Source organism: Dokdonella aquatica, assembly GCF_051987395.1.
In the GTDB taxonomy this organism is placed as follows: Bacteria; Pseudomonadota; Gammaproteobacteria; order Xanthomonadales; family Rhodanobacteraceae; genus Dokdonella.
The window spans coordinates 3,014,339-3,028,755 of record NZ_CP197094.1; the positions used below are offsets into that span (position 1 = coordinate 3,014,339).

The following is a 14,417-nucleotide window of genomic DNA, read 5'->3' on the forward strand; positions in this document are numbered from 1 at the left end:
CCGGTGGGCAGGCATGAACGATCGGCGGGACGTCGTCAGGGCAGCGGCAGGCGTGGTGCGTGCGCGATCGCAGCGCCTCGCCATGCGGGACGCCGCGCGATGACGACGCTGCTCGCCACGCGGGCCGTGTCGCCCGCGACCGCTTCGCCCGTACGCATCCTCGGCATCGATCCGGGCAGCCAGCGCACCGGTATCGGCATCATCGACGTCGCTCCCGACGGGCGCACGACGCACGTGCACCACAGTGCGATACGCCTGCTCGGCAACGACACGTTCCACCTGCGCCTCAAGCAGATCTTCGACGACGTGCGCACGCTCATCGAGGAGCACGCGCCGACCGAGGTCGCGATCGAGAGCATCTTCATGGCGCGCAACGCCGATTCGGCGCTCAAGCTCGGCCAGGCGCGCGGCGCGGCGATCTGCGCCGCGGTCAGCATGGGCCTCGTGCTCACCGAGTACGCGCCGAGCGAGGTCAAGAAGGCCGTCGTCGGTGGCGGTGCGGCCGACAAGACCCAGGTGCAGCACATGATCGGCGTGCTGCTCGGCCTGCAGGGGCCGTTGCAGGCGGACGCGGCCGACGCGCTCGCGATCGCGGTCACGCATGCGAACACGCGTGCGAGCCTGCTCGGTGTCGGCCTCGCGCGCGCCTCGTGGAGGCGTCGCCGATGATCGGTCGCCTCAAGGGCATCCTCGTGACCAAGCAGCCGCCGTGGCTGCTCGTCGACGTCAACGGCGTCGGCTACGAGCTCGAGGTGCCGATGTCGACGTTCTACGACCTGCCCGACGTCGGCCGCGAGGTCACGCTGGTCACGCATTACGCGGTCAAGGAGGATGCCGTCGCGTTGTACGGCTTCCTGCGCGAGGCCGAGCGCAGCCTGTTCCGTGGCGTGCAGAAGGTCAGCGGCATCGGCGCGAAGATCGCGCTCGCGGTGCTGTCGGGCGTATCCGTCGACGACTTCGCGCGCTTCGTGCAGACCGGCGACCACGCCGCGCTGACGCGCATCCCGGGCATCGGCAAGAAGACCGCCGAGCGCATGGTGCTGGAGCTGCGCGACCGCGTCGACGGTTTCGGCTCGGGCGGCGCGCCGATGACGGCGTTCGGCGAGGTGCCGAAGGATCCGGTGGCCGAGGCCAGCGTCGCGCTGCAGTCGCTCGGCTACAAGCCCGCCGAGGTCACGCGCCTCGTCAAGGACGCGCACGCGGCCGGCGACACGGCCGAGGACATCATCCGCAAGGCGCTCAAGGCGGCGCTGCGCTGACCCATCGAGGCATCCTTCCATGACGTCCACGTCTTCCGGCGGCCACGGCCGCACGAAGCTGCTCGCGCTGTGCTTCGGCGCGATCGGCGTCGTCTACGGCGACATCGGCACGAGCCCGCTCTACGCGTTCCGCGAGGCCTTCGGCCAGCACGGTGTGGAGGTCGGGCGCGAGAACGTGCTCGGCGTGCTGTCGCTGATCTTCTGGTCGCTGATCCTCGTCGTCTCGGTCAAGTACGCGACCTTCATCCTGCGCGCCGACAACAAGGGCGAGGGCGGCATCATGGCGCTCATGGCGCTCGCGCAGCGCGGCGTGCAGAGCGTGCGCACGCGCTGGGTGCTCATGGTGATCGGCCTTTTCGGCGCGGCGCTGTTCTTCGGCGACGGCGTGGTCACGCCGGCGATCTCGGTGCTGTCGGCGGTCGAGGGCATCGAGGTGATCCGGCCGGAACTGCACCCGTTCGTCGTGCCGGTCACGGTACTGATCCTGCTCGGCCTGTTCGCGATCCAGAAGCACGGCACGAGCCGCGTCGGACCGGTGTTCGCGCCGGTCACGCTGGTGTGGTTCCTGACGCTCGGCGCGCTCGGCGTGCACGGCATCCTGCAGGAGCCTCACGTGCTCAGTGCGCTGAGCCCGCACCACGCGATCGTGTTCTTCGCCCACAACGGCAAGTTCGCGATCTTCGCGATGGGCGCCGTGGTGCTCGCGATCACGGGCGCCGAGGCGCTGTATTCGGACATGGGTCACTTCGGACGCACGCCGATCCGCATCGTATGGTTCGCGCTCGTGCTGCCATGCCTCATGCTCAACTACCTGGGGCAGGGCGCGCTCGTGCTCGCCGACCCGGCCAAGGCCGCGAACCCGTTCTACCTGCTCGTGCCGCCGTCGCTGCTGATCCCGATGATCGTGCTCGCGACGATGGCGACGATCGTCGCCTCGCAGGCGGTCATCTCGGGCACGTTCTCGATGGCGCGTCAGGCCATGCAGCTCGGCTACCTGCCGCGCCTGCAGGTACTGCACACCTCACGCGAGACGATCGGCCAGATTTACCTGCCGTGGATCAACCGCATCCTGCTCGTGCTGACCATCGCCGCCGTGATCGGCTTCCGCTCGTCGGAGAACCTCGTCGCGGCGTATGGCCTCGCCGTGGTCGGCACGATGCTCATGAACACGCTGCTCGTGGTCGTGGTCGCGCGGCGCATCTGGGGCTGGAACCGCTTCGCGGTCGGCCTGGCCTGCGTGCTGTTCCTCGGCATCGACGTCGTGCTGCTGACCGCGGTCGCCGACAAGATCGAATACGGTGGCTGGTTCCCGCTCGCGCTCGGCATCGGCGTGTTCACGATCCTCATCACGTGGCGGCGCGGCCGCGAGCTCGTGCTGCGCGAGGTGCGCCGCGGCGGCCTCGCGCTGGGGCCGTTCATCGCCTCGATCAGCGCGCATCCACCCGTGCGCGTGCCCGGCACGGCGGTGTTCCTGACCGCCAACCGCGACGGCGTGCCGAATGCGCTGCTGCACAACCTCAAGCACAACAAGGTGCTGCACGAGCGCAATGTCGTGCTCACGGTCGAGATCCTCGACGAGCCGTTCGCCGAATCCGGCGATCGCATCGAGGTACGCCCGCTGGCCGACGAGTTCTACCTGCTGATCCTGCGCTACGGCTTCGCCGAGGATCCGGACATCCCGAGCGCGCTCGCGCGCGTCACCCAGTGCAGCTTCCCGTTCGACATGATGGACACGACGTTCTTCCTGAGCCGCGAGAGCATCATCGCGGGCGACCGTCCGGGCATGATGCTGTGGCGCGACCGCCTGTTCTCGTTCCTGCAGCGCAACGCCACGCCGGCGACCGCGTTCTTCCAGATCCCTGGCAACCGCCTCATCGAACTCGGCACGCAGGTCGAGATCTGAGCTGCACGTAAAGATTCGTTCGCGGGCACGCGTGCCGCTATCACGCGCGACCGAACCCGACGATAATCGCCGGCATTCCTGCCGGCCGAGCGCCCACGCCGATCTTCCGATGACCGATCGCCTCATCGCCGCCAGCGCCAACCGTGACGACGAACTCATCGAGGCGAGCATCCGTCCGCAGCGCCTCGGCGAGTACCTGGGCCAGGAAACCGTCCGCGAGCAGCTCGGCATCGCGATCGAGGCGGCGCGCCGCCGCGGCGGCGCGCTCGACCACGTGCTCATCTTCGGGCCGCCCGGACTCGGCAAGACCACGCTCTCGCACGTGATCGCGAACGAACTCGGCGTGAGCCTGCGCACCACGTCCGGCCCGGTCCTCGAACGCGCCGGCGATCTCGCCGCGCTGCTGACCAACCTGCAGCCGCGCGACGTGCTGTTCGTCGACGAGATCCACCGCCTGTCGCCGGTCGTCGAGGAAGTGCTGTATCCGGCGCTCGAGGATTTCCAGATCGACATCATGATCGGCGAGGGCCCGGCCGCGCGTTCGATCAAGCTCGACCTGCCGCCGTTCACGCTGATCGGCGCGACCACGCGCGCGGGCCTGCTCACGGCGCCGCTGCGCGACCGCTTCGGCATCGTGCAGCGCCTCGAGTTCTACACGACGACCGAGCTCGCCGCGATCGTGCGCCGTGCGGCCGTGATCCTCGGCATCGCCTGCGACGCCGACGGTGCGGTCGAGATCGCGCGCCGCTCGCGCGGCACCCCGCGCATCGCCAACCGCCTGCTGCGCCGCGTGCGCGACTTCGCCGAGATCCGCGCCGACGGCGTCATCACCGCGAAGGTGGCCGACGACGCGCTCGCGATGCTCAAGGTCGACGCCGAAGGCTTCGACGCGCTCGACCGCCGGATGCTCAACACGATCATCGAGCACTTCGATGGCGGCCCGGTCGGCGTCGAGTCGCTGGCCGCCGCGCTCAGCGAGGAGCGCGGCACGCTCGAGGACGTCGTCGAGCCGTTCCTGATCCAGCAGGGCTTCCTCGTGCGCACGGCGCGCGGCCGCATGGTGACCCAGAAGGCCTGGCGCCACCTCGGCCTCAAGCCGCCACGCAACCTGCCGCAGCCCGGGGAACTGTTCGGCGATGAATGAACCGTTCACGATCGCTCCGGCATTCTCGTGGCCCGTGCGCGTCTACTGGGAAGACACCGATGCCGGTGGCGTGGTCTACCACGCCGGCTACCTTCGGTTCTTCGAGCGTGCGCGCAGCGAGTGGCTGCGTGCGCGCGGCTTCGGCCAGCAGATGCTGCGCGAGGAACTCGGCATCGTCTTCGTCGTCCATCGTGTGGACATGCGTTTCAACCGTCCGGCGCGGCTGGACGACCTGCTCGAGGCGACCGTCGCCGTCGAGGAGGCGCGCGGCGCGAGCTTCGGCATCGTGCAGCGGCTGCTGCGACCGGGTGATCCGTCTTCCCTCGTCGATGCGCGCGTGCGCATCGCCTGCCTCGACGCGGAGCGCTGGCGCCCGCGACCCATCCCCGACAACCTTCTGGTCGAGATAGCGAAAACATGAACCACGACCTCAACGTGCTTGCCTTGATGTGGGGCGCGAGCCTGCCCGTCAAGATCGTCATGCTCATCCTGATCGGCTTCTCGATCGCCTCGTGGTTCATCATCTTCCGCAAGAAGGCGATGCTCGACGCGGCCAACCGCACCGCCAACGAGTTCGAGGAGCGCTTCTGGTCCGGTGCCGACCTCGCCGCGCTGTTCAAGGAGGTCAACGCGAGCGGCGAGCGCGTGACCGGCATCGAGGCGATCTTCGAATCGGGCTTCCGCGAGTTCGCGCGCCAGCGCCAGCGCCGTGGCGTCGATTCGCGCACGCTGCTCGAGAGCGCGCAGCGCGCGATGCGCGTGTCGCAATCGCGCGAGGTCGAGCGCCTCGAGCAGAACCTCGAGTTCCTCGCCAACGTCGGCTCGATCAGCCCCTACGTCGGCCTGTTCGGCACGGTGTGGGGCATCATGATCGCGTTCCAGGGCCTCGCCAACGTCAAGGAAGCGACCATCGCGATGGTCGCGCCGGGCATCACCGAGGCACTCATCGCGACCGCGATGGGCCTGTTCGCAGCGATCCCCGCGGTGTGGGCGTACAACCGCTACGCCAACCGCGTCGAGCGCGTCAGCCTGCGCTACGAGACCTTCCTCGAGGAGTTCTCGTCGATCCTGCAGCGCCAGACCCATGCCGACGACTGATGCCGGCGGTGCCGCGGTGCATGCGCGCAACCCCGCGCGCCGCGCCACGGCGTTGACGATGACCGTGCAGGCCACGCGCGTGGCCGGAGCCTCCTGATGCAGAGCCACCGCTACCGCAAGCGCCGCAAGCTCAAGGCCGAGATCAACGTCGTGCCGTACATCGACGTGACGCTCGTGCTGCTGATCATCTTCATGGTCACGGCGCCGCTCATGAACCTCGGCGTCGACATCCAGCTGCCGCAGTCCAACGCGACCGCGATCCAGAACGACAAGGAACCGGTCATCGTCAGCATCGATCAGGACGGCGCCTACTTCCTCACGCTCGGCCGCAGCGACCGCGAGCCGATCGACGAGGCCGGCCTCGTCACCAAGGTGTCGGCGTTCGTGCGCCAGAACCCCGGCGTGCCGGTGCTCATCGGTGGCGACGAGCGCGTCGCCTACGGCCGCATCTACCAGGCCATGGCGGCACTGCAGTCGGCCGGCGTGCCGAAGGTCGGCCTCATGAGCCAGCCCGTCTCCCAGCAGCCTCCGGCGAAGCGCTGACCGACGCGCGATGGAGAGTACTTCCGACAAGGCCCGCGCACTGCTCTTCTCGCTGCTGCTGCACGCGCTGATCGTGCTCGCGGCGCTGATCGGCGTGTTCTGGACGCGCGAGACGCGTCCGGTCGTCATGCCCGGCCCGATCATCGAGGCGACGCTGGTCGGTCCGACCGCGGCGCCGAAGCCGTCGGCGACGCGTGCGAAGCCGGCACCGCCGAAAGCCGAGTCGAAACCCGAGCCGCCGAAACTGGCCGAGCCCGTCGCGCCGCCGCCGACGCCGGAACCGCCCGCGCCGAAGCCGACGCCCACGCCGCCCGAACCGCCGCCTCCGCCGCCGAAGCAGGACACGGTCGACCAGGAGCGCGTCGCCGCGATGGCGGCCGAGAAGGCCGAGCAGCAGAAGAAGGAACAGGAAGCCAAGCAGCGCCAGCGCCAGATCGAGCTCGAGCAGGAAAAGCAGGAGGCGGCACGCCAGAAGGAGCTCGAGGATATTCGCAAGAAGCGCATCGCCGCCGCCAAGAAGACGGAGCTCGAGAAGCAGAAACTCGAGCAGTTGCAGGACCGGCAGGCCGCCGCTGCCGAGGCACAAAAGGCTGATCAGGCCAAACAGCTTGCGCAGCAGGCCGAGCATGAGGCGAAAGAGGCACAGACCGGCGCGAACGGTCAGGACAACGACCTGCGTGCGCGTTACGCGGCGGCAATCCAGGCCGCCGTGACGCGCGCATGGAATCGCCCCGAATCGGCGCAGGGTGGGCTGCGCTGCGCGCTGCGCATCGTGCAGATCCCGGGCGGCGACGTGCTCTCGGTCAGCGTGGCTTCACCATGCAACGCCGACGGTGCCGCGAGGAACTCGATCGAACAGGCGGTCATGCGCGCCGCGCCGCTGCCGTACGAGGGTTACCAGCAAGTATTCGAACGCGACATCACCTTCAACTTCCGATACGACGGGTAAGGATCGACCACCGATGATCAACCGAAACATCCTGCGTACCTGCCTGGCGATGTTCCTGCTCGTAGCCGGTTCGCTCGCCGGTGCGCAGGGGCTTGTGATCGACATCAACAACGGACTGAGTTCGGCGCAGCCGATCGCGGTCGTGCCGTTCGGCTTCGAAGGAGCAGGGCTGCCGCCCGAGACCGACGTTGGCGAAGTCGTGCGCGCGGATCTCGCCCGCTCGGGCAAGTTCTTCACGCTGGCCAAGCGCGACATCATCGAATTCCCGACGCGCGAAGGCGACGTCAAGTTCGCGACGTGGCGCATGCTCAAGCAGGACTACCTCGTCGTCGGGCGCATCGCCGACGCGAGCGAAGGCGCGCTGCGCGTCGAGTTCGAACTGTTCGATGTCTCGCGCCAGTCGCGCATCCTGGGTCTTTCGATCAGCGGCCAGCGCAGCGACCTGCGCGGCGTTGCCCACCAGATCGCCGACCTCGTCTACGAGAAGATCATCGGCGAGCGTGGCGCGTTCTGGACGCGTATCGCCTACGTCACCTCGACGGGGCTGGGCCAGAACACCAATTACGCGCTCATGGTCGCCGACTCGGACGGCTTCAATCCGCAGACCGTCGTGCGTTCGCGCGAGCCGCTGCTGTCGCCGGCGTGGTCGCCGGATGGTCGCCGCCTCGCGTATGTCTCGTTCGAGCGCGGCAATTCGGCGATCTACATCCAGGATCTCTCGACCGGCTCGCGCGAGCTCGTGTCCTCGAGCCGCGGCATCAATGGCGGCCCGGCGTTCTCGCCGGACGGCACGCGCCTCGCGCTCACGCTTTCGGAGAGCGGCAACCCCGAGATCTACGTGCTCGACCTCGCGTCGAAGCGCAAGACCAAGCTCACCACGCACTACGCGATCGACGTCGAGGCCGTGTGGGCCGCCGACGGCCGCTCGATCATCTTCACCTCGGACCGCTCGGGTAAACCGCAGCTTTACAGCATGTCGTCCGGAGGCGGTGATGCGACGCGCCTGACATTCCAGGGACAGTACAATGCGCGAGCTTCCATCTGTTGCGACGGCAAGAAGATCGCCATGGCGCAGGGCAATGGAAACGTGTATCGTATTGCGGTTTTGGATCGGGCCACGAACGGTTACAGCGAGATCTCGACCGGCAACGTCGACGAATCGCCGAGTTTCGCGCCGAACGGGAGCATGGTGCTTTACGCCGCGACGGAGGGGCCGCGGGGCGTGCTCTACGTGGTGTCGGCCGATGGCCGCGTGCGCCAGCGACTCGTACTCGCCGAGGGCGATGTACGCGAGCCCGCGTGGGGCCCGTTCCGCCAGCGTTGATTCATAATGAAAGCCGGACAACCGGCTGTGTAGGTTCTTTGCTGCTGTCGTTTTGAAACCACCGCCACCTTGCCAACCGATTTGAGGGGAACACCATGAACAACACCGTCCGTATCATTGCTGCCGTGATGCTCGTCGCCGGCGTCGCCGCGTGCAAGAAGAAGCAGGAAGTCCGCCCGACCCAGCCGACCGAGAACACGTCGGCCACGACGACCACGCCGACCCAGTCGACCGGCCGTTACCAGAAGGGCGACCTCGCGACCGACGCGTGCCTGCGTCAGCGCGTCGTCTACTTCGATCTCGACCGCACCGAGATCAAGGGCGAGTTCCAGGCCCAGATCTCCTGCCACGCCGAGTACCTGCGCCAGTTCCCGGAAGCCCGCGTGACGCTGGAAGGCCACGCCGACGAGCGCGGCACGCGCGAGTACAACCTCGGCCTCGGCGAGCGCCGTGGCAACGCCGTGTCGAGCGCCCTGGGCGGCGCCGGTGCGTCGTCGAGCCAGCTCAACGTCGTCAGCTACGGTGAAGAGCGTCCGGTCGATCGCGGCCACGACGAGTCGGCGTGGTCGAAGAACCGCCGCGTCGAGATCGTCTACACGGCCGAGTGATGTTCTCCCGCACAGCCAAGGTTGTGCTGCAGGTGACGGCGGTCCTCGCGACCGCCGTCGCTTTCGCGTCCCCGGCTTTCGCGCAGCAGCGCCTGAGCCTGGCCGAACGCGTGCAGCGTCTGGAAGACCAGTCCAGCGGTCGTGGCCAGGGCCAGAACAGCGTCGACCAGGTCAATCAGGTCCAGGCGCTGCAGTCGACGATCCAGGAACTGCAGGGGCAGGTCGAGGAGCTCAGGCACAAGCTTGGCGAACTCGAGCGCCGCAGCAAGGACCAGTATCTCGACCTCGATTCGCGCATCTCGCGCCTCTCGGGTGGTGCCGCCGCGGCAGGTGCCACGCTTCCGCCGCAGGGCAACGCGCCTGCGCCGGTCGAAGACATCCAGCTCGGTTCACCGAGCTCGTCCGATACCGGAAACCTCACTTCCGATGATGCCGCGCTGACGCCGTCGTCCGATGGTGGTTCCGCGTCTGCGCTGCCGCCGCCGGTCGCGCCGACCGAGTCGGTGTCGACGACGACGGCCGATCCGGCCGCCGAGCAGCGCACCTACGACGAGGCCTTCGCGGCGCTCAAGGACGGCCGCTATTCGGAATCGGCGCGCCGCTTCCAGGGCTTCATCGACCAGTATCCGAACAGCGCACTGACCGGCAATGCGTATTACTGGCTCGGCGAGTCGTACTACGTGACCCAGAATTACCGCATCGCGCTCGAGACGTTCAACACGCTGCTGACGCGTTTCCCGGCCAGCCAGAAGGCGCCCGACGCGCTGCTCAAGACGGGTTACTGCCAGTACGAGCTCAAGCAGTGGGAGTCGGCCGAGAAGTCGCTGACCGACGTGACCACGCAGTATCCCGACACGCAGGTCGCGCGTCTCGCGCAGGCCCGCCTGCGCGCGCTCAGGCTCGAGAACCGGCGCTGAGCGGCGCCGGAGCGTCGTGGCCGCGGTTCCCGTCGCATCGCCCGAGGCCACGCCGGCCGACGGGCGCCTCCGCATCACCGAGATCTTCCACTCGCTGCAGGGCGAATCCGACAGCCTCGGCTGGCGCACCGTGTTCGTGCGTCTCACGGGATGTCCGCTGCGCTGCACGTGGTGCGACACGACTTACTCGTTCCACGGCGGTGAATGGCGCGACATCGACGCGATCCTCGACGAGGTCGCCTCTCACGGCGCGCGCCACGTCTGCGTGACCGGTGGTGAGCCGCTCGCGCAGAAGCGTTGTCTCGTGCTGCTGCGCCGCCTCTGCGATGCCGGCTACGAAGTCTCGCTCGAGACGTCGGGCGCGCTCGATGTCGCCGCGGTCGACTCGCGCGTGCGTCGCGTCGTCGACCTCAAGCCGCCGGGTTCGGGTGAGGCCTCGCGCAACCTGTGGAGCAACCTCGACCACCTGCGTGCGCACGACCAGGTCAAGTTCGTGATCGCCGACCGCACCGACTACGACTGGTCCGTCGAGGCCGTACGCGCGCATGCGATCGACGCGCGCTGCCAGGTGCTGTTCTCGCCCGTGCAGGGCACGCTCGCGCCGCGCGACCTCGCCGAATGGATCGTCGCCGACCGTTTGCCGGTACGCTTCCAACTGCAGCTGCACAAGCTGCTGTGGGGCGACCGCCCCGGCGTCTGACCCTTTCCGGGAGTCCGTGACGCGTTCGATGCGTCGAGCGCCGCGGTTCCCTTCCGTTTTCCTGCAGAGCCCGATGTCCCGATGAAGAACGCCGTCGTCCTCGTTTCCGGTGGCATGGATTCCGCCGTCACCCTCGCGCTCGCGCGCGAGCAGGGCTTCACCTGCCACGCGCTCAGCGTCGCCTACGGCCAGCGTCACTCGTCCGAGCTTGCCGCCGCGTCGCGCGTCGCGACCACGCTGGGCGCCGTCGCGTACAAGACCGTGTCGGTCGACCTGCGCTCGATCGGCGGTTCCGCGCTCACGGCCGACATCGACGTGCCCGAGCAGGGCGGCGCCGGCGTCCCGGTCACCTACGTGCCCGCGCGCAACACGATCATGTTGTCGATTGCGCTCGGCTGGGCCGAAGTGCTCGGCGCGTCCGACATCTTCTGCGGCGTCAACGCGATCGACTATTCCGGCTATCCGGACTGCCGTCCCGAGTTCATCGAGGCCTTCGAGCGACTCGCCAACCTCGCCACGCGCAGCGGCGTCGAAGGGGCGGGCCTGCGCGTGCACGCGCCGCTGATCCGCATGAGCAAGGCCGACATCGCCCGCGAAGGCCAGCGCCTCGGCATCGATTTCTCGACGACCGTCTCGTGCTATCAGGCCGACGATGAAGGCCGCGCCTGCGGTCACTGCGACGCCTGTCGCCTGCGCGCAGAAGGTTTCAAGGCAGCCGGCATGACGGATCCCACGCGCTACCGCTGAGCGCTCCGCTCAGACCAGCGGACGGAACGCGAGCAGCGCGGCGATCGAAAGCATGAACACCGCGATGCCGCCGTCGAGCACGCGCCACGCGTTCGGGTTGCGGAACACGGGCAGCAGCACGCGCGCACCGTAGCCGAGGGCCGTGAACCACACGACGCTCGCCGCGCACGCGCCCGCGGCGAAGATCCAACGTTGCTCATCCGGATAGCGCGCGGCGAGGCTGCCGAGCAGCAGCACCGTGTCCAGATACACGTGCGGGTTGAGGAACGTGAAGGCGAGGCAGGTAAGCAGCACGCGGCGCCATGATCCGCCACGGTCGCCGCCCGGAGCGAGGCCGCCGGCACCGCGCCACGCGCGCATGGCCGCGAGCACGCCGTACGCGGCGAGGAAGGCCGCGCCACCGTAACGCAGCGCATCCACCAGCCACGGCCAGCGCGTGACGAGCGAGCCGACGCCGGCGACCCCGCACAGGATCAGCGTGATGTCACCGAGCATGCATGTCGCGACGACGAGGCCGACATGCCGGCGCTGCAGGCCCTGGCGCAGCACGAACGCGTTCTGCGCGCCGATTGCGATGATGAGGCCGGCACTGGCGAGGAAGCCGGCGAGGGCGGGTGCGTACGGCATGATGTCGTGGCGTTGCGTGGAAAGGGACGCATCATCCTGCCAGGAGCACGGAAACGGAACGGACACGCGAGGCGCGGCGTCCCCTTGCACGCGTGACGCTCAGGTCGCTCGCATCACGCCGACGTCACGATGCGACGACGGGCGCGCGCCAGGCGCGAACGATCTGCAGGCCGTCAGGAAGCGTTGGAGCGGTGGATAGTCAAGAGGCTTGCGTGCGCGTGTTCCTCGCGATGCCGCACTCGCGTTGGGCGATGTGCGCGTGACTCCCCCTCGGCAGGTTCGCGTGCGGTATGCATCCTTCGTGCAGCGCGCATCGCACTCCGGGCCAGGGCGACCGGATGACGCGCGCGTCGCCGTGCGAGACGGGTTGACCCTGCGTGCGGTGTTCAGCACGATGCATGCGTCATGGACGCATCGCCCGGGGGAGCTTGGCCGTGGAAGGGCCGTTCCCTGACCGCTGCTCGCCGGTCCCGCACGTCATCACCCGGGGAAAACCTGATGGGTCATTCATTCCGCAACGCGGGGCTTCGCCTCACACCGCTCGCTGCCTGTGTCGCGCTCGCGTGCAGCATGGGAGCCACGTCCAGTCTCGAGGTTCACGCCCACCAGAACGGAACACGTGGCGAGCGCGCACCGCTGTCCGAACGTCTGCGCCGCACCGGAGACGGTTTCCGACGGATCGAGCAGGTTCGTCTCGAGGCAGGGTGGGCCGCAGCCCGCTCCGTTCCACCGCGTCCGGCCGGCACGATCCCGGTCACGTCGTGCGCGGACGACGGCAGCCCGGGCTCGCTGCGCGACGTCATCGTCAACGCGGTGGACGGTGATGTCGTCGATCTCGGCGCGCTGACCTGCAGCACGATCACGCTGGCGACGGGCAGCCTCCGCATCAACGTCGACAACCTCAGTGTCATCGGTCCCGGTGCGGAATCGCTGACGATCGATGCTGCCGGCGGCGGCTCGGTGTTCGACTTCTTCGGCGCCGAATATGGTGGCGACGGTGTGCTGTCGGTCACCGGCCTTACGCTGACCAACGGCTACATCCACAATGCTTCGGGCGGCGCGATCTGGGCCGGCAACGGTGGCAGCATCGTACTCACCGATTCGGTCGTGACGAACTCGATCTCGACCGGCAAATACGGGAGCGGCGGTGGCGTCTTCGCGGACGGCGATGTCACGATCGTCAATTCGACGATCAGCGGCAACCTCGCCGACAGCAGCCGATACGACGGCCTCGGTGGCGGCGTGTACGCCAAGGGCAATGTGTCGATCCGCAACAGCACGATCTCGGGCAATACCGCACGCTCGAACGGCAGCCATACCTATGGCAGCTACACGTACCACGGCGCCGGCCTCGGCGGTGGCGTGTCGGCCGGTGGACTTGTGACCATCTCGAACTCGACGATCAGCGGCAACGACGCGAGCTACGGTGGTGGCATCGCGGTCGCCGCGATCGGCGCACTGACCAACAGCACGATCACGCTCAACTCGGCCGATGTGACGAACAGCTCCGGCGCGTTCGGTGCCGAAGGCGGCGGCGTGGTGATCCTTGCAGGCATGTCTCTCGTCACCGAGGGGGGCGGTGTGACCGACATCGGCAGCTCTATCCTGTTCGGCAACTCGGGAGGAGGTGCGCAGTTCGGAGCCGATCTCGGCGGTTCGCCAGGCTCGGCCGTCACTGGAACTAACGCCCTCGTCGGCGCATCCACGCTGATACTGCCTGCGGGAACGCTCAGCTCCGATCCGCTCCTCGCGCCACTCGCCGACAACGGCGGCCCGACGAGGACGCATGCGCTCGGCGCAGGAAGCCCCGCCATCGACGCTGGCAACAACGCGCAGAACCTGACCACCGACCAGCGAGGCAAGGGCTTCCCGCGTGTCCACGGCCCAGCGGCCGATATCGGTGCGCTCGAGACGCCTCCCGCATCCGACGTGATCTACGCGGACGGCTTCGAGGACTTCGGGTCCCGCCAGGACCTCGCCGGGATCGATCAGCAGAAGTGCATGGTCGCGTGTCGGGGGTGAGGGTCGGCCAAAATGATCTCGATGGGGGCGCGTCGCACATCGCGCCCAAGCGCGCATGTCGATCTGATCGCACATGGCGGATTCGCTTTTTCTTCGCGGCGGCGCTGCCAATGACCCGCTCGCCCCTGCGAAGGCCGGATCGCGCACGCGCCCCTCGTTCTGGTCGAGTGGTCGCTGCGGTAGAGAACGTCGCCGTCGAGCAGGTATCGGAGCCAGGGAATCAGATCGACGGCATCTTCGAACCGCGCGTTTCGCACGCGAGCGTCAGGCCACGCGCTGCGGCATACGGAGGGTGCGCGCGCTGCCCGAACCGGCCGCGATCCGCGGCTCGACGTGCCCGATCCCACCTCCCCGCCACGATGCGCTAAACTTCGCGCTCCCGCCGGCGCCGTCCCTGCACGACGTCACCCGCATGCCGCCCAGGCATCGCCGCGGCGGCGGGCTCGCGCCTCGCGCGAACGATCTCCAGGGCCGTTAGCTCAGCGGTAGAGCAGTGGACTTTTAATCCATTGGTCGATGGTTCAAATCCATCACGGCCCACCATCGCGCAGATGGGTATGTAGACACCATCTGGCG

Annotated in this window: 15 protein-coding genes and 1 tRNA gene; 15 read left to right on the plus strand and 1 reads right to left on the minus strand. The window is 68.3% G+C overall.

Features of this window, described 5'->3' with window-relative positions:
- Nucleotides 1–99 precede the first annotated feature (99 nt).
- The 13 genes from ruvC (at nucleotide 100) to queC (ending at nucleotide 11,192) form a co-directional block, all read left to right on the plus strand.
- Nucleotides 100–669, plus strand: coding sequence for a crossover junction endodeoxyribonuclease RuvC (ruvC, locus tag ACQQ2N_RS13465; protein ID WP_440222088.1), 570 nt, complete (start codon nucleotides 100–102; stop codon nucleotides 667–669).
- On the plus strand, nucleotides 666–1,259 hold the full coding sequence (gene ruvA / locus ACQQ2N_RS13470) for a Holliday junction branch migration protein RuvA (protein WP_440222089.1): 594 nt from the start codon (nucleotides 666–668) through the stop codon (nucleotides 1,257–1,259). Before ruvC ends, ruvA begins: the two co-directional genes overlap by 4 nt.
- A 19-nt stretch (nucleotides 1,260–1,278) precedes the next feature.
- Nucleotides 1,279–3,162, plus strand: coding sequence for a potassium transporter Kup (locus ACQQ2N_RS13475; protein ID WP_440222090.1), 1,884 nt, complete (start codon nucleotides 1,279–1,281; stop codon nucleotides 3,160–3,162).
- Between the two features lie 109 nt (nucleotides 3,163–3,271).
- Nucleotides 3,272–4,306, plus strand: coding sequence for a Holliday junction branch migration DNA helicase RuvB (ruvB, locus tag ACQQ2N_RS13480; RefSeq protein WP_440222091.1), 1,035 nt, complete (start codon nucleotides 3,272–3,274; stop codon nucleotides 4,304–4,306).
- Complete coding sequence (gene ybgC / locus ACQQ2N_RS13485; protein ID WP_440222092.1) at nucleotides 4,299–4,727, plus strand: tol-pal system-associated acyl-CoA thioesterase; 429 nt, start codon at nucleotides 4,299–4,301, stop codon at nucleotides 4,725–4,727. The genes ruvB and ybgC overlap by 8 nt, the downstream gene beginning before the upstream one ends.
- Complete coding sequence (gene tolQ, locus ACQQ2N_RS13490; protein WP_440222093.1) at nucleotides 4,724–5,404, plus strand: protein TolQ; 681 nt, start codon at nucleotides 4,724–4,726, stop codon at nucleotides 5,402–5,404. The genes ybgC and tolQ overlap by 4 nt, the downstream gene beginning before the upstream one ends.
- A gap of 96 nt (nucleotides 5,405–5,500) precedes the next feature.
- Nucleotides 5,501–5,947 (plus strand): protein TolR, encoded by a 447-nt coding sequence (tolR, locus tag ACQQ2N_RS13495; protein ID WP_440222094.1) that lies wholly within the window; start codon nucleotides 5,501–5,503, stop codon nucleotides 5,945–5,947.
- A 10-nt stretch (nucleotides 5,948–5,957) separates the two neighbouring features.
- Complete coding sequence (gene tolA, locus ACQQ2N_RS13500; protein WP_440222096.1) at nucleotides 5,958–6,896, plus strand: cell envelope integrity protein TolA; 939 nt, start codon at nucleotides 5,958–5,960, stop codon at nucleotides 6,894–6,896.
- A gap of 13 nt (nucleotides 6,897–6,909) precedes the next feature.
- A complete protein-coding gene (tolB, locus tag ACQQ2N_RS13505) occupies nucleotides 6,910–8,220 on the plus strand; it encodes a Tol-Pal system beta propeller repeat protein TolB (RefSeq protein WP_440222098.1) in 1,311 nt (436 codons plus the stop codon).
- A 95-nt stretch (nucleotides 8,221–8,315) separates the two neighbouring features.
- Entirely contained in the window at nucleotides 8,316–8,828 is a 513-nt protein-coding gene (gene pal / locus ACQQ2N_RS13510) for a peptidoglycan-associated lipoprotein Pal (RefSeq protein ID WP_440222099.1), read from the plus strand.
- Between the two features lie 32 nt (nucleotides 8,829–8,860).
- Nucleotides 8,861–9,745, plus strand: a complete 885-nt coding sequence (gene ybgF, locus ACQQ2N_RS13515; protein ID WP_440222100.1) for a tol-pal system protein YbgF — start codon at nucleotides 8,861–8,863, stop codon at nucleotides 9,743–9,745.
- A 16-nt stretch (nucleotides 9,746–9,761) separates the two neighbouring features.
- Nucleotides 9,762–10,445 carry a 7-carboxy-7-deazaguanine synthase QueE gene (gene queE, locus ACQQ2N_RS13520; RefSeq protein ID WP_440222101.1) on the plus strand — a complete coding sequence of 228 codons (684 nt, stop codon included), beginning with the start codon at nucleotides 9,762–9,764 and terminating at the stop codon, nucleotides 10,443–10,445.
- Between the two features lie 81 nt (nucleotides 10,446–10,526).
- Nucleotides 10,527–11,192 (plus strand): 7-cyano-7-deazaguanine synthase QueC, encoded by a 666-nt coding sequence (queC, locus tag ACQQ2N_RS13525; RefSeq protein ID WP_440222102.1) that lies wholly within the window; start codon nucleotides 10,527–10,529, stop codon nucleotides 11,190–11,192.
- Between the two features lie 9 nt (nucleotides 11,193–11,201).
- On the opposite strand, the gene ACQQ2N_RS13530 is transcribed toward queC, so the two are convergent.
- On the minus strand, nucleotides 11,202–11,819 hold the full coding sequence (locus ACQQ2N_RS13530; RefSeq protein ID WP_440222103.1) for a LysE/ArgO family amino acid transporter: 618 nt from the start codon (nucleotides 11,817–11,819) through the stop codon (nucleotides 11,202–11,204).
- A gap of 498 nt (nucleotides 11,820–12,317) precedes the next feature.
- Here ACQQ2N_RS13530 and ACQQ2N_RS13535 point away from each other — a divergent pair, with 498 nt between their 5' ends.
- Together ACQQ2N_RS13535 and ACQQ2N_RS13540 are read left to right on the plus strand one after the other, a co-directional pair.
- On the plus strand, nucleotides 12,318–13,841 hold the full coding sequence (locus ACQQ2N_RS13535) for a choice-of-anchor Q domain-containing protein (protein ID WP_440222104.1): 1,524 nt from the start codon (nucleotides 12,318–12,320) through the stop codon (nucleotides 13,839–13,841).
- 468 nt (nucleotides 13,842–14,309) lie between these two features.
- Nucleotides 14,310–14,384 (plus strand) — tRNA-Lys (locus ACQQ2N_RS13540).
- The last annotated feature ends 33 nt before the right edge of the window (nucleotides 14,385–14,417 follow it).